Origin of the sequence: Sulfurospirillum barnesii SES-3 (assembly GCF_000265295.1) — a bacterium.
Lineage (GTDB): Bacteria > Campylobacterota > Campylobacteria > Campylobacterales > Sulfurospirillaceae > Sulfurospirillum > Sulfurospirillum barnesii.
The window spans coordinates 2,075,321-2,095,444 of record NC_018002.1; the positions used below are offsets into that span (position 1 = coordinate 2,075,321).

The following is a 20,124-nucleotide window of genomic DNA, read 5'->3' on the forward strand; positions in this document are numbered from 1 at the left end:
CCTATCCTTTATCGCTTGCTGTTTTGCTGAGATTTTGAACCATGCTAAGCTCCTCATCGCCAAAAAGAGCAATAAGGTCTAAAATCATGACCACTTTTTGTTTGTATTGCGCCATATTTTTGATAAACCGTGTATCAATTTGCCCACCAAACTCAGGAGGCAGGCTTAGATGTTCATCATCGACATTAATCACCTCTTCAACCTTGTCAACAATGAAGCCAATCTGCTTTTCATCTAAGGTAATAATCACAATAGCCGTGTACATCTGTGGCGGAATGGAAGGCATTTCAAATTTAAGACGCATATCGACCACAGGAATAATATTGCCCCTAAGGTTCATAACACCTTGAATAAACGCTGGTGTTTTGGGAACGGGGGTCGTTTTCATCATCGCAATAATCTCTTTAACATCAGAGATATGCACCCCATAAACTTCCTCTTCCAAATAAAAGGTCAAAAAACGATTGCTCGCACCTTGACCCTGTTTTGCTCGTTGTACATCTGCTTGCATGATTTATAGCCCCAGTACCATGGTTATTGCTTTGACAAGCTTTTCATCACTAAAGGGTTTGACCATCCAACCTGTTACACCAATGGCTTTACCCCGTGCCTTCATTTCAGGAGAACTCTCCGTTGTTAGAATCAAAATAGGTCTGTTTTTAAACTTTTCATGGGATTTTAATTGTTCAGAAAGATCAAGCCCACTCATTTGAGCCATATTTATATCGCTAATAAGCAAATCGTACGTTTCTAAACCATCCAGCAGGGCATTGAGTAACTCTTCAGGATTGAGGTACGTTGCAAATTCAATAGCACCTTTGTTAATCATCTCCTCAAGAGCCATTTGCGCTGTTGCTAGAATTGTTTTGGAATCATCCACCAAAATAACGCGTTTACTCACGGCAACTCCTTTAACCAAAGGCTAATTTATTTGTAGATATACGAAATATAACTCAAAAAATATTAAAAAGAGTTAACAAGGAATTACTTTTGCTTTATAAGCATTATCAGGAAAGGAGAAGACTATGAAACTACATATTAGCACACATTGTATTACAATACATTTGGCTGAGAATTCGCCATTTTCTTTACATGTAAAACATTTTTTGACGAAAAAAATGAGCCGTTCCTTTTGGATAAATGATACACTTATTAACTTTGCCACACCTTTAGAAGTGGTTAAAAGACAAGCCTTCTTGACCAAACTTTACTATACCTGCGCCACCCTTTCTCGCACACACAATACACAGTTCTTAAAAAAATTATTACTCGTATGCCACAAACCCATTAAAGTCATCTGCCATTCCCTCCCAATTTTCACGCATCACGAACCAGAGCAATCCCATCATTTTTATACTATCTTGTACTCCCATCATCAAGAGAGTTTGCAAAGCATTCGTACAAAATATTTACGCCTCGCCAAACAGTTTCATCCCGACACACTCAAAAGTGACGATGAAACAACACGCCAACACTACACTGAGGCATTTCAAAAAATTCAAGAAGCTTATGCACACATCAAAGCAGAAAAAACAAAAAAAAGGGTCGCATAAAAACCATTTTTAAGGTTTGCTTGGTAAAATGGTTCTCTTCTTTTGGGGTGTTAGCTCAGCTGGGAGAGCGTCGCGCTGGCAGTGCGAAGGTCAGGGGTTCGATCCCCCTACACTCCACCATTTTTCTCAAAAACTCCCTATTCTAGGCATTTTAGACATAAAAACTTTTCTTTGTGGTACACAGAAGTGGTACACAAAGGCAAAAAATGCACTTACTCAAACGAGATAGTACCTACTACTTTAGACAACGTATTCCCGCTCATTTTGATACGATAAAACAAACGCATATCAAAGTATCACTTCGTACCAAAACCCTCAAAATTGCAAAGCTTAGAGCCAATTTGCTATCATTTAGGCTTGATAACTTGTTTATAAAGAGGCGGGTAATGGATTTAAAGGCGATAAGAGAGATAATTAACACGTATATCAAGGAAGCCATTGAGGAATATAGCGAACTTGAAACACTGCGACATAATGCCTTAGCCTTTATAGACCAAGACGGTAAAGAGTATGGCGGACATACGCCCCAAGCCATTGATAAAGAATTAGCGATACTGCATGAATTATCTTATAGCGATAACGTCGAAATGTTAGAGCAAAAAGCAGAGTTGATATTACCAAGAACGAATATTACTCAAGAGTTGATAACTACGCTTGATTCACATAAAAAACATATTTTTAATCATGAGCTTATCAAAGGAGAATATCAAATACTTCTGCATGATAAAGAGAAAACACAATCCAGACTTAGTGAAGAGGATACAACGTTTGAAGCTATTAACGGTGTTGAAATAAGCCCAAAACTGCTTAAATCTTTAACAAAAACTTTTGGGCAGAATAATGCCCTTGAGCTTTTAAATGCTTACACGAAAGTTGACGAACCACAGCACCTTTTTTCTGAGTGTATTGAAAGATATATTGAGAATGAATATTTAGCACGAGGGTGGAAACCAAAAACAATCGTATCGAATCGGGCTAAACTGAACTTAGCCCTTAAAATTATGGGTGATAAAGATATCAAAGACTACACAAGAGCAGATTTTGAAGCATACCGCACCGTATTGCTTAAGCTTCCTACAAATATGAATAAAATTCCACAGTATAAAGATAAATCTATTCAAGAACTTACAGAAATGAATAAGGCTAGTACGCTAACTAAGCGAACAATCAATGAATACATTACGAGCTTATCGGCAATGATTGAGTGGGCAATCATACAAGGTTATCTCATAAATAATATTACAAAAAATCTTAAACTTAAAATTCCTCGAAAGAATCGAGACGATAGGCTACCGTTTAATCCTGAAGAGATAAGAATTATTTTTGAAGCCATTAAACCTTTTCAAACAAAGAAGCCCCATTTGTACTATGTAACATTCATTGGTTTATACAATGGTTTGAGACTTAATGAAATCTGCCAACTCCATATAGAAGACATTAAAAAAGTAAAAGACATTTGGTGCTTTGATATTAATGAAGACATTAATTCTCAAGGTGAGCTTGTCAAAAGCGTTAAGAATGAGCCGAGTAAAAGAATCGTTCCTATGCACCCTAAATTAGTTGAGTTAGGGTTCTTAGATTATTACCGCTCTATTGTTACAGATAAGCATACAAGAGTTTTTCCATTACTCACAAAGCAACGTGACGGATATGGAAAAGTCATAACTAACTTTTTTACAAAACTTCAAAGCTCAATGATAGCAAATCAAAATAAAAAAGTTTTCCATAGTACAAGGCACAATTTTATTCAAAAACTAAAAAATGCCCGCGTTGACGACCATTTAAGAAAAGCTATTACGGGGCGAAGTGACGACGACATTGATTATGATTCATACGGGGACGGAATCCTACTAGAAGAGCTGTTAGAAGCTGTTCAAAAAGTTTCATACCCTGAACTAGAACACTCAATGGCGTAAAAGATACACGCACAAAAAGCCTATTTTATAGGCTTTTTAATGTGCAAGGTGTATCCACCTTATGGAATATACAAGAATGGAACGAACAAAAAGCTAAAAATCCCCCTATAACTACACATACAAAGCTCTTATGCTTTATTTACTCAAGGTGTCACGTAACACATAATATAACTTAACATTTTTCAGCCAATACAATAAATCAATCAAATTGCAGAGGAAAGATAGCACACGCCAAGTGTTAGACTTTCCTTTATCAAACGCCAATGAATAAATGCCAATTATTCAAGCAGTTTGATAACGTGTGGCTAAGTGCATAGAAATATGCTTGCTTAGCTATGTCGGGAGCTGTCACCTGAAATGGTGGCTTCGACCCAATACGTAATTTGTAATATGGGCGACTTGGACGATTATGAAAAAGGCGGTGTAAATCCCCCATTGACTACGGTAGAACGTAAGGCAATGCAGAAAGAGGGAGGCATTAAAGGTAACTTGAAATGCTAAATAGCTCAACTCTTAAAACGGTCATAAAAGGCTGTGATTCTGTAATAGGTGTATGGTCAAAATCTACACGGATACGAAATTTTTTAGCGATAGAAAGCATATATTTAATAATGCCTACACGGGAGCTTGTATATTCTACCCGAAGAGCTAAAAAACGGATAACTCCAAACCTAACCACTTTTAAACTTTTTATAATCTAACAAGGCAAGACCCGAACGGCTCATTACTGAGTGCGAGGGTTGAGAGGTAAGCTTAGTATCGTTTGAGATTTTTTGCGAGTAGAAGACGTGAAAAACCGAATGTGTGTGACTGTGGCGGTCATATTTAAACACTACGAGAAAGGCTTTGCGAGGCAATTTTTGATTGATTTTGGGGTGTGGCAACCCTTTGTGGACCATCACAAACGATATGATAGTCGACAAAAGGTTGCACATTTTACAGAAGACATTCTAGCGAATGACGAGAGTTTTATCTTTTGTGGCTGTCTGTTCTTTTTATGAACAACAGTTAATAAAAGGGAGAAGTCTGTCTAATGAAAACGTGTTTTAGAATTAATGAATTTTGTAAAGAGGTGATACGATATGTGGGAAGCGGATACAGTAGTATAAAATTTGTTGAAGTGCCACACAATAAAGAGCATAAGCTCAACGAGATAAAGGCAAAAATAGAAACAATATATGGAACTAATTTAACTCGTGGAAAAAGACAATGGAATAGGATTAAAGGTAGAGCCAATTTTGCAGCGGTAAGCTATAAAAACATTATTTGTATTTTTAAGACACCTGGAAGCGAAAATTTGACTAAGAATGACTTCGTGAATGCTTTGGGTTTAGAAATGAAATTTAGCTCATTTTTAACGCTTGTATTGATTAAAGACGAACGTAGTAAATTGACATTCAAATTAGGGCGTGATACCTTTCGTTGGTTTAAAGGAGAGTATCAACTCTCCTTTAAAAATGGAAATGGCAAAAATTTTCATACACTCCAAAAAATGTGGAAAGGGCTACCAGCATTTAAAGGTATAGGTCAACAAAGAAAACTTTTAAACGTGTATTTGAAAGAGTTAAATAAAACGTATAAGAAAAAATGGGACATAAAATTTTAAGATTTTACCATTTATGGCAGGATAAGGACTCACACTTTCGTGTGAATCTATCTGGCAGAGCCTCGTGTTTATGGTATTTTTGAAGTGTGAAAGAAGTGTGATTTTTTCGTGCAAGTGTGAATTTAAGTGTGAACATTTTTTGAATAATCCCTATTTGAAGGCTTTTAGTAAAAGAAAAAAGTGTGAAAAAAAGTGTTATTCGCTGTTTTTACAATAATTTTTGAAAACGCTATACAATATATAAAGTATTACTTAATATATAAAATTTTTAAGTAATTTAGGAGGACAAAATGATTAGTAAAATCAGAAAAAACTGTATGTTCGATAACAAAACTTTGAATTTTATTGAAGCTTATGCACAGAGTTTAGGAAGTATATCTTTTTCAGGTGCAGTTGAAAATTTAGTATTAAAAGGTATCGCAAATATTAAAGAACAAGAGGCTATGAATGAAAAATTCTTAGTTGCTCATTTGTCTTTAGAATCTTCAATTCTTAAACAATCAGAGCTTATCAAAAGTCAAAACGAACGTCTCATTTCAGTAATGAATAATATTGGAAATGTACTTCATTTGGAAAACGCCATTTTACTTGTAAAAGAGATTTATGAGGATAAAAATTTAAAAAATAAAACACCACAAGAAGCAATGATTAAAGCTGGAATTTTTCTAAATTCATACGCAAAATCTAAAAGAAAAGAAGATATTTCAACTCCTCAAAATAAAGATTATTTGAACGATTAGCACTAAATTAAATTATAGTTAATTTAATAAATTTTTAATTTTATTCATAAAAAAAAGATTTTTTGTATGAATAGTGATACAATCTCATTTAAGAATATTTAAAGCTTCGCTAAGGGCACAATTTTATCGGCTTTGCTTTCAATAGAAAGCGAAGCTTTAAGTATTCAAAGGATTGATAAAATTGAGTCATTAGCGAAGAACTTCAATTTATCAATCCCACTTAACTTATCATTGTTCAACTTATCAAGATATAGCATACAATCTTTTGGTGAAAACCCATAAAAAATAAAAGTATGTGGAGTCCAGACGTGACGGACGGAAATATAAACGTAAGCTAAAAAGAGACCAAGTTACCCGTTGTGAGTGTGTGTGTAGGACGATTCAACGGGGAGACGCCCGCAGTTAAGCAGTTATGTGGGGTATGATTTTTCATATCACGGTAGGTAAGGGCTGCCACCTATCGAAGTAATCCACATATTTTCCTATCGTAACTTATAGAAAAAATGCTTTCGAGAGATAATCGAGAGTAGTATTGCCTCCTTAACTGGGGGCAGTATGCAATCTCAAGATAGCAGGAGCTTAAGGCTTTTGTTTGATTTGTTGCTCCTCTGCTATCTGATTGCATACGAGAGACAAAAGGCGGTTAAATTTAACATAACTTTATTATATAAAGAATATTCATAATAACGTCTGTTCAACAAAGTGCATTTAACAGTACCTATTAAGCTATGATAGTGTATTATAAAGCTTATAAGAAAAATTACTAAGGACTCAAAAATAATGCCTTGTAATGTAATAATTAGTGATAATGCTATAAAAAGTATTTATAAGTATAAAGGGACCGTATCCAACGTGACTGTTAATAGTCATTGTGTTAGTGATAATATAAAAAAAGCAGATATTGATATTTTTTCGTCTGGTGAACCGTCTAATCAATTAAATCACCAACCTATACAAAGAACCTACTATAATCAGAAAAATCTTTTTAAAAACCCTGCTTTAAGTGATAAAGTTGTTGTACATGAATATTTTATTCTCAAAGAAGAATATAGAGGTCAACATATTATGACTAAACTTCATACAAAAGAGTTACAGCAGTATAAGCTTTTGAACTTTAAAGAAATCCAACTAAATGCCGCATGGGACGGATTAATAGTTTGGAAAAAAATGAATTATCAATTTTTAAATACCATAGAAGAATCTAAAGCAATTATTGCTTTACAACGATATTTAAGAGAAGAAAGACAGCTTTCGGTAAATGATATTAATGATATAATTAAAAATGACCCTTTCAGCATAAACTTACAATACCTTCGAGCTAAACCTAGTATTAGAAGCTTTATGGAATGGGCGTATAGTAATCGTATTGGCTGTTCAAAAATGTATAAGGAGGTTGTATCATGAGTTTAGAAATAAAAGTTTTTCTTTGCAATCCACAAACTGACGATAACCTCTGTTTTCATGCAGCTATAAATAGTGAAACTGATTATGATATTTTTATTGACCTTAATCATGCATATGAACCATTAATGATAGAAGCGTTAAAGGGGAATTTACAACAAGAATTAATGGATAAAGAAACATGTACAATCGAAACATATGAGATTAATGAGGAATCTTATATACAAAATATTGAAAAATTTTTGGAATATTTAAATCTTTTCTATGGATTGATTACGGTTCAACAAGAATTTGAACTGCAATCGTTAATTGGAGTTAGATTAGTAGGGGCTGGCTTTAGAGGAGCACAAGATAAACCTATGTTAGAAGAATCTCACTTTAAAGCTATGCAGAGTATGCACAGTATAAGAAAAAAATTATTTCCTCCTGCAAATAATTCTAATTATCAAGGTGACGATATTTTTCTAAAAAAAGCTCATGGAAGCCTTATTCTAACACTAGAAGCAACTAAACTATATACAGAGCAAATAAGCTTTATGAGAACAATTTACAATGATATTGAACAGAGAAGCATTGACCCTTACCAGTTTGATAATCAACCTGACATAGAACGCTATCAATCAATTATAAAACAATTGCATGAATTAAACAAGTTACAAAATCTACAAAATTTTTATTTGATTATTAATGGTGTAGAATATCCTATCACACAAACTGTATATTTAAAAGAACAAGCTACAACAATTTATAATCAACATATAACATTAATTGGAACATATGATAGCTACAATCGTTCAACAAATTCATTTGAAATTACAACAACTAGTCATGGTAAAAGATATTGTCATTTAGAAAGTTTATCCATGAGAAATTACGAAAGGTACTCAAGTATTTTAGACCTATTAAGCACAATTAACATATTCGATAAAGCTCCAACTAAACTTGAGATTACTGGCAAAATGATAGGACCACAAACAGTAGATATTGATACTGTATCACTTCACCCTTAAGTAATTGTATATATTTCAGTATCATTATTTTATAATTATGTTTACTAATTTATTTGTATCACATAACTGGTACACATTGATAGTTTTTATAGGGAGTGTTCAAAAATCTGTGTCAGCACCAAGTAGTTCCTAAAATTGTATCATAAATTTAAAGCCTTGTTGAGTCTACCCTCGAAATAAATTGAGAGTTGTGAGAGGGTTAGACTCCAATTTCGTATAGGCATTGTCCATTTTTTTTCTGCATTTTTAATACCCATAAAAAGAAGTTTGAGTAAGCTATCATCATTTGGAAAAGCCCCTTTAGTCTTTGTCAATGTTCTAAACTGGCGATGAACGGATTCAATAATATTGGTGGTATAAATAACACGTCTAATATCTTCAGGGTACTGAAAATACAGTGAGAGGTTATCCCATTTGTTGCGCCATGATTGAAAAACAATAGGGTATTTTTTACCCCATTTTTCTTCCAGTTTATCCAGTTCATTTTCAGCTTCTTCTTTGGAAAATGCTTGATAGACTGCTTTAAGTTCACTAGCAAATTGCTTTTGATTGATTGAGCCTATAAACCTGAGGGAATTGCGTATTTGATGGACGATACACAGCTGAACTTCTGTATTGGGAAATACTGAGTTAATCGCTTCAGGAAATCCTTTAAGTCCATCGACTGAGGCAATCAATATATCTTTCACTCCACGGTTTTGCAGATCTGTGAGCACTTGTAACCAGAACTTTGCTCCTTCACTTTCACCTAAATAAAGACCTAATATCTCTTTTTTACCATCGGTTTTAACACCAAGCACGGTATAAAATGCTTTGGAAATATATTTGCCTTCATCTTTCACTTTATAGTGAATGGCATCTAAGAATATAAAGGGATACAGCTCTTCCAAGGGGCGAACGCGCCACTCTTGTAACATGGGTAGGATTTTATCGGTTACGGCGCTTATGGTGGCTTTAGAGAAGCCTACACCGTATATTTCTTCAATAAGGTCAACTATTTGGCTATAACTGTTGCCAAGGGCATAGAGTGAGAGTATCTTTTGCTCTATTTGATCCGACATATGGGTTTGATTTTTCTTCACGATTTGAGGCTCGAATCTACCAGTTCGATCTCTTGGAACATCGAGTTCGAAGTTACCTACTTCACTCTTCATTGTTTTAGAGCTAAATCCATTTTTACGATTCTTTTGCAAATCTTGGGTAAGGTGCGATTCTATCTCTGCTTGAAGTGCTGCTTCTGTTAGTTGTTTAATAAGAGGAGCCAGTGCTCCATCTTTCCCTCCAAGGGCTTTGCCCTCACGTATGTGCTGTAATATTGCCTCTGTGTCTATCTGAAATTCCATCGTTCAATCCTTGTGTATTTGAAATACTACCTGATTGACACAGAATTTCTAACGCTCCCTTTTTATATCTTTGTTAAGCCCTATAAATAGGGATTTTTGGTGAAGAAATTTGGAAAGACTGTTCCCCCTACACTCCACCACGTATTTTATAGGCTTTTGAGCCACATTCAAATTTTCAACAAATCCCCTTCGTCACCCTATCCTTTTTGGCTCTCTCTTCACTGTAAAAATTTTGTCGTTTCGTGCAAAAAGTTAAAAATCAAGCCCTGCCCCCTTTTATTTTTTTATTTTGATTTATACAGTTTCTTGCCGTAGTTCGATTAAGCCTAATACAAATTTTTAAATTAAACTATTCATTTTTTAATATATTTTTTTATGAATAATAAGGATAAAAATAATGGAAAATAATATCAAAGAAAACAAAAAAAGTGTATTCATTGCAATAATCTTAAATCTACTCTTTATTGGAGCTGGGCATTATTATATCAAAGATACAAAAAAGGCATTCATCTTTTTTCCTATAATGATATTAGCTCTTTCTTTGATGTATTATTTGTCAACATTAGTTGAAATTGGTATATTTGTTGGCTTAATATATTTTCTATGTTTTAGTATCTATATATACTCGATAATTGACGTTATTAAGCTGATAAAAAATGAAGGCATACGGGATTATGAGTCCAAAGATATAAAGTTACTATTTTTTATTTGCGCATATGCTCTATTGTCAATACTAATTTATACATATAGCCCCTTGAAAGTTTATAGTGTACCTTCGAATAATATGGCAACAACAATAATGAAAGATGATCGTATTGTAGTTAATAAATTGAATAAAGAAGTCAAAAGGGGCGATATCATTGCTTTTCGTTATTCTAAAGATGAAAAAGTGCATTATGTTAAGCGCTGTATAGCAATAGAAGGTGATGAAATATTATTTCAAGAGGAGCATTTTTTTATTCACTTTTCAGAAGGTGATGAATACATCAAAGCGAATTTTCCACAAGAAAAAATTAAAAATATTGGCGGAAGGCTTTGGGTTGATAATCCATACAGACAACAGTTTTCAGGTATCCAATACGATGAGAAAATAAATTTATTTGATGCAATGGCATCGTATCTCTCATCAAATCACTTGGCGATGAAACCTGCACAAGTCGAAGATTTACCTTTAAAAGAAGGATACAAATTTAATACATTTTATGCCAAAGTTGAAAAAGATCATTTTTATATGGTTGGTGACAATCGTGATCATTCCAATGATAGCCGATTTTGGGGAAGTGTCCCAAAAGAAAATATCATAGGTAAAGCTGGCTCAATACTGATTAATTTTAAAAATCTTTCAAGGATGGGAAAACTACTACAATAAAAAATAATTGTTAAAGGAGATAAGCTATTTTAATAAAATTAGGCAATAAATTTTTTACATGTAAAAACAAAATAGCCTATCCCTATTTCCATACATACTACTTAATTTCAGATTTTTACTCAAAACATGATAGTATTTAAATAGAATTTATAATAACAAAACAAATAAAATTTTAAAATAAGGCTATTGTTTCATGATTAAATTAAATACAATTAAGCGACCTATCTCTGTAACAATCTCAACAATTATATTATTTTTACTCATGTTATTTGGGGTTACTATGCTTCTTAGATTAGTTGGGAAATTTGATGGTTATGACGCATCTCAAAAGCTTTATTCAGCAATGGCGGCTTTTTATTCACTTTATTTTATTTGTGTCATTGGCTTTTGGTTTATGAAACGCTGGGCAGTTTATCTTTATATCACTCTTATGCTTGTGCAAATTTTTGCTTCAGCTTTATTTGGAGGATCCACTCCAATTGGCTTTTTAGTTCAATTGATTGTCTTAGTTATAGTATTCAAAAAAATACCAAGTCAATCAAAAGCAATATTAAATGAAGAAAAATAATAGAAGACAAGGTTGCTTAAGTTAGTCACCTTTTGATTTTATAATCAAAAAACTCAATAAATGGTAAATGGGGAGGCTATTTTAACTTTACATGTAAAAGATTTATTTCCCAATTTTATGAAAGTAGTCTTGTCTCCATTTATTCAGCGGCTATTTTCATCCAAAATATTTACTGATCCTCATACACATCTTTTCGATGCGCCACCTTCAAAACTAAAATCGTGATTTCTTGATCGGTGATTTTGGTAATGATGCGATAATCGCCTACTCTATATCGCCAAAATTCTTTGAGTTTGCCTTTGCGTTTCTTGCCTTTGTCTCTTGGGTCAGTACAGTCACTCAGGTGTTTGATCTGCTTTTTCTGCTAAATAATAATCTTCCAAATTCTCAAAATAATCTTCAAACAACTTTCTAATATAAAAAGATTTTGGACGATCTGTTAAGGTTGCTAACCGAGTCAATCGTGCTTCAAAACTATCATCGAGTCTAATAGAAGTAGCCATACAGTCCTCCTTTTTGAATACATGTATTTTTTGTATTCATGGTTGTAGCATATCTTTTTATATTCACATGCATAGCGCACTAAACAAATAAAATCGTGCTACACTTTCAAAAAAGGCTTGAGGATGAAACACTTCATAGGCGTATGCATGTTTGCATTCACACTGTTTGCAGGAGATAAAATGTCACTTTATGATTTTGAAGTTACCACGATTGAGGGGAAGAAAACAACACTGGAAGCTTACAAAGGCAAGGTTTTACTCATCGTCAATGTTGCGAGTAAATGCGGTTTCACTTACCAATACGAAGGTTTGGAAAAACTCTACAAAACCTACAAAGACAAAGGCTTCGTCGTTTTAGGTTTCCCGTGCAATCAATTTTCAGAGCAAGAACCAGGCAATGAAGAGGAGATTAAAAACTTCTGCTCTTTAACCTACGATGTTACCTTCCCTATGTTCTCAAAAATTGATGTCAATGGAGAAAAAGCGCATCCTTTGTATGTCTATCTTAAAAAAGAACAATCAGGACTTTTAGGGAGTGAGGGCATCAAATGGAATTTTACGAAATTCTTAGTGGATAAACACGGTCATGTTGTCGAACGCTTTGCACCTGCCACCAAACCTGAGAGTCTTGAGCAGACCATTAAGGGCTTATTGTAAGCATCCACTTTGGTTTGATTTTTTGCGATAAAATCGTTAAAGAGTGTAAAAAATAAACAGGGTTTTTAGCGAATTTAGTTTATCATTACACCAAACATTTCTCTTTACATGTAAACCCAAAAGGAATTATCGTTACCATGAAACGCTATCGCCATTATAAAAAAGACAAAGCCATCGTTTTATCGGTGTTTGGCTCTGTGATAGAACAAGATAAATACGAAAAGCTTAAAGCCCATATTGCCTCTGTTTTTGAGGGGGTTGATCTCTTTCTTGCCATTGGCTCACGCATGGTACTCAAAGCACTGCTCAAAGAGGGCATTACATGTAAAACCTTAGCGCAAACCTTAGCCGATGTGGATATGCTAGGCTACAAAAATGTGATTGTTGCGTCCATCAACCTCTTTCCTACCTGCGAACACGAACTGGTGCATAAAACCGTTGAGGGATTTAAGAAGTTTTCTCCCGCACAGTTTCGCACCACACCTGCCATTTTTTCCAAAGCCAAAGAGACTACCCTCTTTTTAAAAAGCCTCGATGAAGCACTGTACAAAGAAGATACCGCCAACCTTTACATCATTCATGGCAGTCCAAAGCTGGAATTAGGAGGGCTTGAGTCCATTAGCTACAGTGCAAAATTTTTGGAACAAAAACGCCCAAACAACTACACATGTTCACTGGAAGGCATGTTTCCTTTTGCTGCCATTCACGAAGAACTCATCGCAAAAATGAAGCAAAACGGGGTTTTAAAGGTGCAAATTATTCCTTTATTGCTCGTCAGTGGGAACCACTACATCAATGACATGGCAGAGATTCAAGAACACCTCAGCGAACACTTTGAAACCTCTCTTGCCCCTAGCCTTAACCATGATGAAAAGTTTAATCTTTTAGGGCTTTCCCAAACCCTTGACATCATCGAAAATCATATTAAAGAAGAGATGATTAAGATTGGACACTAAACTCTATATGGTCTCACTAGGCCCTGCGGATCCTGAGCTCATCACCCTCAAGGCACTCAGGGCATTGCAAAACGCCCATGCCATTTGTGTGCCCACCAAAAGTCCTGAACTGCATTTTGAGACATCCATCACGCATGGCATTCTTCAAGCGCTTTTTAAAGAATTTGGCTTTGAAAAACCTCTGATTCCCCTCTTTAGTCCTATGAAATTCCAACACAAAGATTGGGAGGCTCAGGTCAAAATCTTAAACGATGCTATTAAGACCTATGGCACCATCTGTTATGTTACCTTAGGCGATGCGGGCGTGTACAGTACGGTTTATTACCTTCTGGATATTCTCAAAAAAGAGCACCCTTCTTTGTATGAACACTGTGTGGTCATTCCTGGAGTGACCTCTTTTTCACAGGCCTCTGCAAAAATCAAAAAACCCTTGTGTTTGGGCAATAGCCGTTTTGAGCTGGTACCTCTTTTAGACAAAGACGTGAGCAGTACCAAAGTCTACATGCGCCCCAAAACGGGCACATGCACAAAAGCCATTGAGGCACAAGGCGAATTGTTCACCTTTGAAAATCTCAATCTCCCCAGTGAGCAGATTTTCAAAGGAAAAAAAGAGTGCATTGAGCACTATATGACCCTTCTTATTGATTTTAACACCCACGAGCACTCCTCATGAACTTTCAAAAAGAGTACCCACCTGTAGCGATGGGGGCGGATATTTCGCTCAAATCCTTTGAAATCATCACGCATGAATTGCAAAAGTATCCTAAGATTCACACCTTTAATAAAGCCGAACAAGCCCTTATTTGCCGTCTGATTCACACCACGACCTGCTTTGATGAGGTCTTGGAAAATATCTATTTTAGTGCAGATGCCATTGAGCGTATAAAAAGCGTGTTACAAAAACGTGCAAAAATTATTGTCGATGTTAGTATGATACACGTGGGGCTAAGCAACTTTTATCTCAATACCTATGAGAACGAGGTAGTGTGCTATATTAACGAGCCTTTTACCCACGCCCTTGCACAAGAGCGAAAAACAACCCGTAGTTACGCCGCTGTTTCTGAGGCGATTCAACGCCACCAAAACGAACCCATGGTGTTTGTCTGTGGCAATGCGCCCACCTTTATTTATGCGGCGATTAACACCTTATTGGACTTACATGTAAAGCTTGAGAATGTCTGCTTTGTGCTCTTTCCTGTGGGCTTTGTCAATGTCATCGAATCCAAAGAGTATGCTAAACGCTTTTGTGAGCAATTTAAAATTCCTCTGGTCATGATGCAAGGGCGTTTTGGAGGATCAACCATGGCGGTTGCCGCCTTGCATGCCATCTACAAAGCCATTGAAGATTTTGATGGGGTAAGCAAATACAATGGCAAATAAACGCATCAACACCATGGGCAGTGAAGTAGTAGAGGGCTTTACATGTAAACCCACCAAACTCGATCCCAACAAGCCCATTATGTTTTTTAAAAGCCATCTGTTTATCTGCAACGCACAACGCTGTCAAACCGCTAGCGCAGGGGAAAATTTGGTTGAAACTTTACGCCAATTGCTGCAAGAATTGGGGCTTCATCAGGGTGAAAACCGCATTAAAATTTCCAAAACAGAGTGCTTTGGTGCGTGCCGTTTTCGTCACGTTGCCGTGCTCTACCAAAACAGCTTTCACACCCACAACCCTTGCAACAACACGCTTTGGCTTAAAAATATTCACCGCTACAGCCTAGAGCAATGGAAAGCTCTTTTTCTAGCACTCAGCAGCGATACGCCCTTGTGCGAAAAAACCTATCCTCGCATTCCGATGAGCCCTTACAATGCCTAAAGTAACGCACGAACTGAAAAAAGGCTACACCACAGGCGTGCATGCAAACATTGCCTTCGCATCCGCCTTAGAGTATTATTTGTGTACGCACATGCAAGCACGCACACACAGTACCAAAATGGACAATGACGATTTGGATGTTACCAAAGGGTGTGAGATTGTTGTGCACCTTAGCCAATCACGAGAGGATCTCCTCTTAAACCCTACCCCACACACACCTTTTTGCTTCCAAAGTAGTACCAATACTCTGTTGCTTTATGCAGGAGAAGGGGTGGGTGTTGTCACGAAAAAAGGGCTCAAAATCGCCCCACACTTTCCTGCCATCAACCCTGTACCCAAAGATGCCCTGCAAAAGACCTTTGAGCGCCTAACACGCCCGCATCAAAACCTTCACCTGCATTGTGCTATTGGAATCAAAGAGGGCGAAACCCTTGCTAAACAAACCGCCAATGAAAAAGTAGGTGTGCTAGGAGGTCTTTCTATTTTAGGGACAACAGGTTTTGTCAAACCCATCTCAAGTACGGCCTATCTTGAGTCCATTAAAACCGAAATTTGCTTTGCCCTTGCCAACGCACATCCCACGCTCTACCTAACCCTTGGCAATTCCGCTTTAGCCAAAGCATCCACGCTAGCACCCAAAGAAGCGGTGATTGAGATAGGAAATTTCATCCATGATGCCCTCAGTTTTGCTTCACAACAAGGGGCTTCTCACATTGTATTACTGTGTGGCATTGGAAAAATGACCAAAATTGCACAAGGGTTTAAAAACACACACAACCGCTTTGGAAACATCGACTTTCAATGGCTTCAACGTGAGATTCAAGAAGCACTGCACCACACCATTGACACGGAGGCTACCTTAACCGTCAAAGGAGTCTGTGAAGAACTAGACACCAAAGGTTTGCTCGAAGCCTTTTATGCATTGTGTGCACGCAAAGCGCAAGAGCGCATAAATGCGTGGGGTATTCGCTCCACGGTGGAAGTAGTGATAGTAAAGGAGAGCACATGGTAACCATTATGGGAAATGGCATGGGAGCATACTCCTTTTCCCACCTCAACATTGACACCACTGCTTACGATACCATTGTCTGCGATGTGCGCTTTGAAGCATCGGGCACGAACATTCTCAAACTCCCTTTTTCACAAGCCAAAGACTACATCCTAAGCCACTATGAAGCGGAAAATATTTTATACATCGTCACAGGCAGTCCGCTCTTTTTTAGTGCAGGAACCCTTCTTGCCAAAGCCCTGCCTCCTTTACATGTAAAGCTGGTCGATAACACCTCCTCCAAAGCCTACCTGCTGTGCGCTTTGGGGATTGGGGAAGCGGAGGTGGAATCCCTCTCTTTGCATGGAAGAGAGCATTTGGATTTAGCAGCATTTTTAAGAAAACCCTACACCTTTGTGCTCTGCGATGCCTTTACATGTAAACGTCTTAAAGAGGCTTTACGCTTCCTTGATGCCAACGATATTCACATCAGCATTGGGTATAAATTGGGCTACGAGGATGAGTGCATTTGCCCTTTAAATCTTTGGGAAAACGAAGAGGAACGCTTTGATCTCAAAGCTCCCTACGTGCTACTTATCCAACGCTTGTTTGAGCCAAAAAATGGACTAAGCAACGATGAAAGCTTTGCTACAGAGCGTGGCATGATCACCAAATACTACAAACGCCACTTAAGCTTGCAAAACCTTGAGCTGTGTCCTAATCATCTGCTGTGGGATGTGGGAGCAGGCAGTGGAAGTTGTGGCATTGAGGCATACACTCGCTATAAAGCTCGGGTGGTTTTCTTTGAAAAAAACCCTGAGCGCATTGCCCACATCACCCACAATTTACGCACCCACAAAGTGGTCGATGCCCTTCTTGTGGAAGGAGAAGCGCATACAAAATTTGAAAGCCTCAAAGAGAATCCCCATCGCATTTTTATAGGCGGTGGTGGCATGGAAGTGATCGCAACACTGCCTTATCTTTATACAAGACTTCAAAAAGAGGGCATTTTGCTCATCAATGCCATTAGCCTTAAACACCTCAGCCATATGCTCAACACGCTCAATGACGCACGAATTGCCTACGAAGTTTTTTCCCTGAGTCTTACGACCTACAAAGGCACGCTTGATCTCATTGAGCCACAACGTCAACTCTTTCAAATCAAGGTGGTAAAAGCATGATCTATTTTATCGGCGCAGGTCCTGGCAATCCAGAGCTCTTAACCCTCAAAGCCCACCGCATTCTCCAACACGCTGATGCTGTGCTCTACACAGGCTCGCTGGTTCCCAAAGAGGTGCTAGGCTGGTGCAAAAAAGAAGCCCTCATCAAAGACAGTCAAAGCATGAAATACCCTGAAATTTTTGCTTTTTTAGAAGAACACCACGAAAAAACAGTCGTACGTCTCCACACAGGCGATCCCGCCCTTTACTCAACCATTGCCAAACAAATTGCCTATTTGAAAGAGCGTAACATCCCTTATGAAGTCATCCCAGGCGTGAGTGCGGCTTTTGGTGCAGCCGCCAGCCTTGGCATCGAATACACCTTACCAGGTGTTTCCCAAACCCTTATTCTCACACGTATTGAAGGCAAAACTCCCAACCCAGAAGCCCTTGAAACGCTTCTAGCGTGTCGCCACTCTTCTTTGGTGTTTTACCTCTCCATCACCTTGCTTGCCACGCTAAAACAAACCGCCTTACAGATGGGCTATGCCCCAGAAACGCCGTGTTGGGTGATAGAAAAAGCCACATGGAAAGAGGAGGCTGTTTATAAAGGATGTTTGAGTGATATTGAAGAGAAAGTGCGTCATATTGAGGGAATTGCGCTCATTTTATTGGGGGATTTTTTGCATCAAGAAGAGAGGGAAGCCTCGCACCTTTACGTAAAAGAGAGCGGTTCATGCTAAGCATTGCGATACTCTCCATCAACCGCCCTAGCCTTCACAGTGCGTACAGACTCAAAACATTTTTAGGTGATTACACGGTCGATATTTACGCCAAAAAAGAGACAGGCGAAGATGAAACGCCTCTTGTGTATGAGCGAATTGAAGAGGTTTTTATGCAAGGTTGGGAGCGTTACGATGCCTTTGTTTGCCTGCTTGCCACAGGGATTGTGGTGCGTAAAATTGCCCCTTTACTGCAAAGCAAAACCAGTGACCCTGCGGTGCTAGTGATGAGTTTGGATTTATCCAAAGTGATTCCCTTACTCAGCGGGCATTTAGGCGGGGCGAATGCACTCTCAAGCGTGATTGCTTCTCGCATTCAAGGCTGTATTCCTTTCATCACAACCGCCACCGACCAATTGGCGTGTTTGGCGTTTGATCTTTTTGCCAAAGACCATGGCATGGGCATAGCCAATCTCCACCGCCTTGCTGCTATCTCTAACCGACTTATCAACCATGAAACCATCAAAGTTTTTACATGTAAAACCCTTTTTGAGCGCTTTACATGTAAAGAGAATCTTATACGAATTGAAGAGAGCGAATTGGATGAAAACAGTGTGGTCATTCACCCTCTAGGAGACTACAGCCAACTGCATCTAAAACCCAAACTGACACTGGGCATTGGATGCAACCGCAACACCCCTTTTGCCCTCATCGAAGAAGCCTTTGTGTGGTTTTTAGCGCAACACCATCTTGAAAAAGAAGCCATTGGCGCTCTTGCCTCCTTTGAAGCCAAAGCAGATGAAGCAGGACTTTTGGAGTTTAGCGCACACTACGCCATCCCTTTGCATTTTTTTACCCACGAAGAAATCAGTCGTGCCACAGGAAATTTTAGTCCCTCCAAAGCCACGCAGTTTTTTGGGCTTCAAGGGGTCGCTGAACCCTCTGCTCTTTTGGGTTCTTCCTATCAAGAACTGGTCATACCCAAAAAGGTTTATAAACATCAAATTACTCTAGCAGGAGCCTTTTAGTGAAGCGTTTATATATTGTAAGTAGTGGGGCAGGCGGTATGGATTACATCACGCCACAAGCCCAACATGCCATAGAAGCCTCGGAGGTTGTGGTCTCCTACACCAAATACGCCAAAGAACTTGCCCCTTTGTTGGAAGGGAAAACCCTCTACACCTCAGGCATGACCCATGAAATAGAACGCTGTACCCACGCCATAGCCTGCGCATGTGAGGGTAAAACCACCTGCATTATCTCCAATGGCGATGCCAATGTTTTTGGCATGGCAACGCTGGTGGTGGAACTCATGGATGCCAAAAATCTTTGGGAGGAGATAGAGCTTATCTCTTTGCCTGGTATTACGGCTTTTCTAGCCACGGCTTCTAAAGTAGGCGCACCTGTATCGCAAGATTTTGCGATTATTTCTCTTTCCGATAGACTCACCGACATTGGCTTAATTGATAAACGCATTCGTGCCTCTTTGGCGTGTGATTTTGTGCTAGGCATCTACAACCCCAAATCCAAAAAACGCACCCAACCCTATGCCAACTTTTTAGAAGCACTCACAGAGGTGGATAAACGTATTGCTATTGTCGCTCAAAATGTTGGCAGAAGTGAAGAGTGTATTAGCATTACCACAACGCACGATTTAATTGCACAAGGCTTACGCAATGATGCGGTGGGAATGAATACCCTCCTCATCATCGGCAACTCCACCACACGGCTTACACACAACGCTCACGTGCTCACCCCTAGAGGCTATTTAAACAAATATGACCTCAGCGGCGAACACAAGCAAAAGGCTTAA

The 20,124-nt window shown here is 38.0% G+C and carries 23 protein-coding genes and 1 tRNA gene; 19 read left to right on the plus strand and 5 right to left on the minus strand.

Features of this window, described 5'->3' with window-relative positions; translation table 11 throughout:
* Position 1: 1 nt before the first annotated feature.
* Entirely contained in the window at positions 2-511 is a 510-nt protein-coding gene (locus tag SULBA_RS10420) for a chemotaxis protein CheW (protein WP_014770252.1), read from the minus strand.
* Between the two features lie 3 nt (positions 512-514).
* On the minus strand, positions 515-901 hold the full coding sequence (locus SULBA_RS10425) for a response regulator (RefSeq protein ID WP_014770253.1): 387 nt from the start codon (positions 899-901) through the stop codon (positions 515-517).
* 124 nt (positions 902-1,025) lie between these two features.
* Between SULBA_RS10425 and SULBA_RS10430 the strand changes: the two genes are divergently transcribed.
* The 7 genes from SULBA_RS10430 to SULBA_RS10460 all read left to right on the plus strand — a co-directional run bounded on the left by SULBA_RS10430 (position 1,026) and on the right by SULBA_RS10460 (position 8,226).
* Positions 1,026-1,553, plus strand: coding sequence for a J domain-containing protein (locus tag SULBA_RS10430; RefSeq protein WP_014770254.1), 528 nt, complete (start codon positions 1,026-1,028; stop codon positions 1,551-1,553).
* A gap of 44 nt (positions 1,554-1,597) precedes the next feature.
* Positions 1,598-1,673: transfer RNA gene (locus SULBA_RS10435), tRNA-Ala, on the plus strand.
* Positions 1,674-1,759: 86 nt separating this feature from the next.
* Positions 1,760-3,469 carry a site-specific integrase gene (locus SULBA_RS10440; protein ID WP_014770255.1) on the plus strand — a complete coding sequence of 570 codons (1,710 nt, stop codon included), beginning with the start codon at positions 1,760-1,762 and terminating at the stop codon, positions 3,467-3,469.
* A gap of 1,120 nt (positions 3,470-4,589) precedes the next feature.
* Entirely contained in the window at positions 4,590-5,075 is a 486-nt protein-coding gene (locus SULBA_RS10445) for a hypothetical protein (protein WP_156790537.1), read from the plus strand.
* 290 nt (positions 5,076-5,365) lie between these two features.
* Complete coding sequence (locus tag SULBA_RS10450; protein ID WP_014770257.1) at positions 5,366-5,815, plus strand: hypothetical protein; 450 nt, start codon at positions 5,366-5,368, stop codon at positions 5,813-5,815.
* Positions 5,816-6,667: 852 nt separating this feature from the next.
* A complete protein-coding gene (locus SULBA_RS10455) occupies positions 6,668-7,219 on the plus strand; it encodes a hypothetical protein (RefSeq protein ID WP_156790538.1) in 552 nt (183 codons plus the stop codon).
* Positions 7,216-8,226: a hypothetical protein gene (locus SULBA_RS10460; RefSeq protein WP_014770259.1), complete on the plus strand. Its 1,011-nt coding sequence runs from the start codon at positions 7,216-7,218 to the stop codon at positions 8,224-8,226. The genes SULBA_RS10455 and SULBA_RS10460 overlap by 4 nt, the downstream gene beginning before the upstream one ends.
* A 140-nt stretch (positions 8,227-8,366) precedes the next feature.
* Here the strand turns inward: SULBA_RS10460 and SULBA_RS10465 are convergent, their stop codons facing one another.
* Positions 8,367-9,569, minus strand: coding sequence for an IS256 family transposase (locus SULBA_RS10465; RefSeq protein WP_014768976.1), 1,203 nt, complete (start codon positions 9,567-9,569; stop codon positions 8,367-8,369).
* A gap of 397 nt (positions 9,570-9,966) precedes the next feature.
* On the opposite strand from SULBA_RS10465, the gene lepB reads away from it, so the two are divergent.
* Positions 9,967-10,938: a signal peptidase I gene (lepB, locus tag SULBA_RS12810; RefSeq protein ID WP_014770260.1), complete on the plus strand. Its 972-nt coding sequence runs from the start codon at positions 9,967-9,969 to the stop codon at positions 10,936-10,938.
* 193 nt (positions 10,939-11,131) lie between these two features.
* Positions 11,132-11,506: a hypothetical protein gene (locus tag SULBA_RS10475; RefSeq protein ID WP_014770261.1), complete on the plus strand. Its 375-nt coding sequence runs from the start codon at positions 11,132-11,134 to the stop codon at positions 11,504-11,506.
* A gap of 169 nt (positions 11,507-11,675) precedes the next feature.
* Here the strand turns inward: SULBA_RS10475 and SULBA_RS13305 are convergent, their stop codons facing one another.
* Entirely contained in the window at positions 11,676-11,858 is a 183-nt protein-coding gene (locus tag SULBA_RS13305) for a type II toxin-antitoxin system RelE family toxin (protein ID WP_156790578.1), read from the minus strand.
* The gene (gene relB, locus SULBA_RS12975) at positions 11,842-12,009 is read right to left on the minus strand and encodes a type II toxin-antitoxin system RelB family antitoxin (protein ID WP_156790539.1); all 168 of its coding nucleotides are present in this window, start codon (positions 12,007-12,009) and stop codon (positions 11,842-11,844) included. Before relB ends, SULBA_RS13305 begins: the two co-directional genes overlap by 17 nt.
* Positions 12,010-12,189: 180 nt before the next feature.
* On the opposite strand from relB, the gene SULBA_RS10480 reads away from it, so the two are divergent.
* From SULBA_RS10480 to SULBA_RS10525, 10 genes are all read left to right on the plus strand, one after another.
* Positions 12,190-12,666 carry a glutathione peroxidase gene (locus SULBA_RS10480; RefSeq protein WP_014770262.1) on the plus strand — a complete coding sequence of 159 codons (477 nt, stop codon included), beginning with the start codon at positions 12,190-12,192 and terminating at the stop codon, positions 12,664-12,666.
* A gap of 137 nt (positions 12,667-12,803) precedes the next feature.
* Entirely contained in the window at positions 12,804-13,622 is an 819-nt protein-coding gene (locus tag SULBA_RS10485) for a sirohydrochlorin cobaltochelatase (protein WP_014770263.1), read from the plus strand.
* Positions 13,612-14,295: a precorrin-2 C(20)-methyltransferase gene (locus SULBA_RS10490; protein WP_014770264.1), complete on the plus strand. Its 684-nt coding sequence runs from the start codon at positions 13,612-13,614 to the stop codon at positions 14,293-14,295. The genes SULBA_RS10485 and SULBA_RS10490 overlap by 11 nt, the downstream gene beginning before the upstream one ends.
* Positions 14,292-15,002, plus strand: coding sequence for a precorrin-8X methylmutase (locus SULBA_RS10495; RefSeq protein WP_014770265.1), 711 nt, complete (start codon positions 14,292-14,294; stop codon positions 15,000-15,002). Before SULBA_RS10490 ends, SULBA_RS10495 begins: the two co-directional genes overlap by 4 nt.
* Positions 14,992-15,441 (plus strand): (2Fe-2S) ferredoxin domain-containing protein, encoded by a 450-nt coding sequence (locus SULBA_RS10500; RefSeq protein WP_041671850.1) that lies wholly within the window; start codon positions 14,992-14,994, stop codon positions 15,439-15,441. The genes SULBA_RS10495 and SULBA_RS10500 overlap by 11 nt, the downstream gene beginning before the upstream one ends.
* Complete coding sequence (gene cbiD, locus SULBA_RS10505) at positions 15,434-16,453, plus strand: cobalt-precorrin-5B (C(1))-methyltransferase CbiD (RefSeq protein WP_014770266.1); 1,020 nt, start codon at positions 15,434-15,436, stop codon at positions 16,451-16,453. The genes SULBA_RS10500 and cbiD overlap by 8 nt, the downstream gene beginning before the upstream one ends.
* The gene (gene cbiT / locus SULBA_RS10510) at positions 16,447-17,610 is read left to right on the plus strand and encodes a precorrin-6Y C5,15-methyltransferase (decarboxylating) subunit CbiT (RefSeq protein WP_014770267.1); all 1,164 of its coding nucleotides are present in this window, start codon (positions 16,447-16,449) and stop codon (positions 17,608-17,610) included. The genes cbiD and cbiT overlap by 7 nt, the downstream gene beginning before the upstream one ends.
* Positions 17,607-18,332: a cobalt-precorrin-4/precorrin-4 C(11)-methyltransferase gene (locus SULBA_RS10515; protein WP_014770268.1), complete on the plus strand. Its 726-nt coding sequence runs from the start codon at positions 17,607-17,609 to the stop codon at positions 18,330-18,332. Before cbiT ends, SULBA_RS10515 begins: the two co-directional genes overlap by 4 nt.
* Positions 18,326-19,339 carry a cobalt-precorrin 5A hydrolase gene (locus tag SULBA_RS10520; RefSeq protein WP_014770269.1) on the plus strand — a complete coding sequence of 338 codons (1,014 nt, stop codon included), beginning with the start codon at positions 18,326-18,328 and terminating at the stop codon, positions 19,337-19,339. Before SULBA_RS10515 ends, SULBA_RS10520 begins: the two co-directional genes overlap by 7 nt.
* Positions 19,339-20,124: a precorrin-3B C(17)-methyltransferase gene (locus SULBA_RS10525; RefSeq protein ID WP_014770270.1), complete on the plus strand. Its 786-nt coding sequence runs from the start codon at positions 19,339-19,341 to the stop codon at positions 20,122-20,124. The genes SULBA_RS10520 and SULBA_RS10525 overlap by 1 nt, the downstream gene beginning before the upstream one ends.

Excerpts from the sequence above, each read along its gene's own strand:
- relB (WP_156790539.1), bottom strand. The coding sequence starts at position 12,009 with ATGGCTACTTCTATTAGACTCGATGATAGTTTTGAAGCACGATTGACT.
- SULBA_RS10440 (WP_014770255.1), top strand. The coding sequence starts at position 1,760 with ATGCACTTACTCAAACGAGATAGTACCTACTACTTTAGACAACGTATT.
- SULBA_RS10430 (WP_014770254.1), top strand. The coding sequence starts at position 1,026 with ATGAAACTACATATTAGCACACATTGTATTACAATACATTTGGCTGAG.
- SULBA_RS10475 (WP_014770261.1), top strand. The coding sequence starts at position 11,132 with ATGATTAAATTAAATACAATTAAGCGACCTATCTCTGTAACAATCTCA.
- SULBA_RS10485 (WP_014770263.1), top strand. The coding sequence starts at position 12,804 with ATGAAACGCTATCGCCATTATAAAAAAGACAAAGCCATCGTTTTATCG.
- SULBA_RS10460 (WP_014770259.1), top strand. The coding sequence starts at position 7,216 with ATGAGTTTAGAAATAAAAGTTTTTCTTTGCAATCCACAAACTGACGAT.
- SULBA_RS10500 (WP_041671850.1), top strand. The coding sequence starts at position 14,992 with ATGGCAAATAAACGCATCAACACCATGGGCAGTGAAGTAGTAGAGGGC.
- cbiD (WP_014770266.1), top strand. The coding sequence starts at position 15,434 with ATGCCTAAAGTAACGCACGAACTGAAAAAAGGCTACACCACAGGCGTG.
- SULBA_RS10465 (WP_014768976.1), bottom strand. The coding sequence starts at position 9,569 with ATGGAATTTCAGATAGACACAGAGGCAATATTACAGCACATACGTGAG.
- SULBA_RS10520 (WP_014770269.1), top strand. The coding sequence starts at position 18,326 with ATGCTAAGCATTGCGATACTCTCCATCAACCGCCCTAGCCTTCACAGT.
- SULBA_RS10450 (WP_014770257.1), top strand. The coding sequence starts at position 5,366 with ATGATTAGTAAAATCAGAAAAAACTGTATGTTCGATAACAAAACTTTG.
- SULBA_RS10480 (WP_014770262.1), top strand. The coding sequence starts at position 12,190 with ATGTCACTTTATGATTTTGAAGTTACCACGATTGAGGGGAAGAAAACA.
- SULBA_RS10495 (WP_014770265.1), top strand. The coding sequence starts at position 14,292 with ATGAACTTTCAAAAAGAGTACCCACCTGTAGCGATGGGGGCGGATATT.
- lepB (WP_014770260.1), top strand. The coding sequence starts at position 9,967 with ATGGAAAATAATATCAAAGAAAACAAAAAAAGTGTATTCATTGCAATA.
- SULBA_RS10420 (WP_014770252.1), bottom strand. The coding sequence starts at position 511 with ATGCAAGCAGATGTACAACGAGCAAAACAGGGTCAAGGTGCGAGCAAT.
- cbiT (WP_014770267.1), top strand. The coding sequence starts at position 16,447 with ATGGTAACCATTATGGGAAATGGCATGGGAGCATACTCCTTTTCCCAC.
- SULBA_RS10515 (WP_014770268.1), top strand. The coding sequence starts at position 17,607 with ATGATCTATTTTATCGGCGCAGGTCCTGGCAATCCAGAGCTCTTAACC.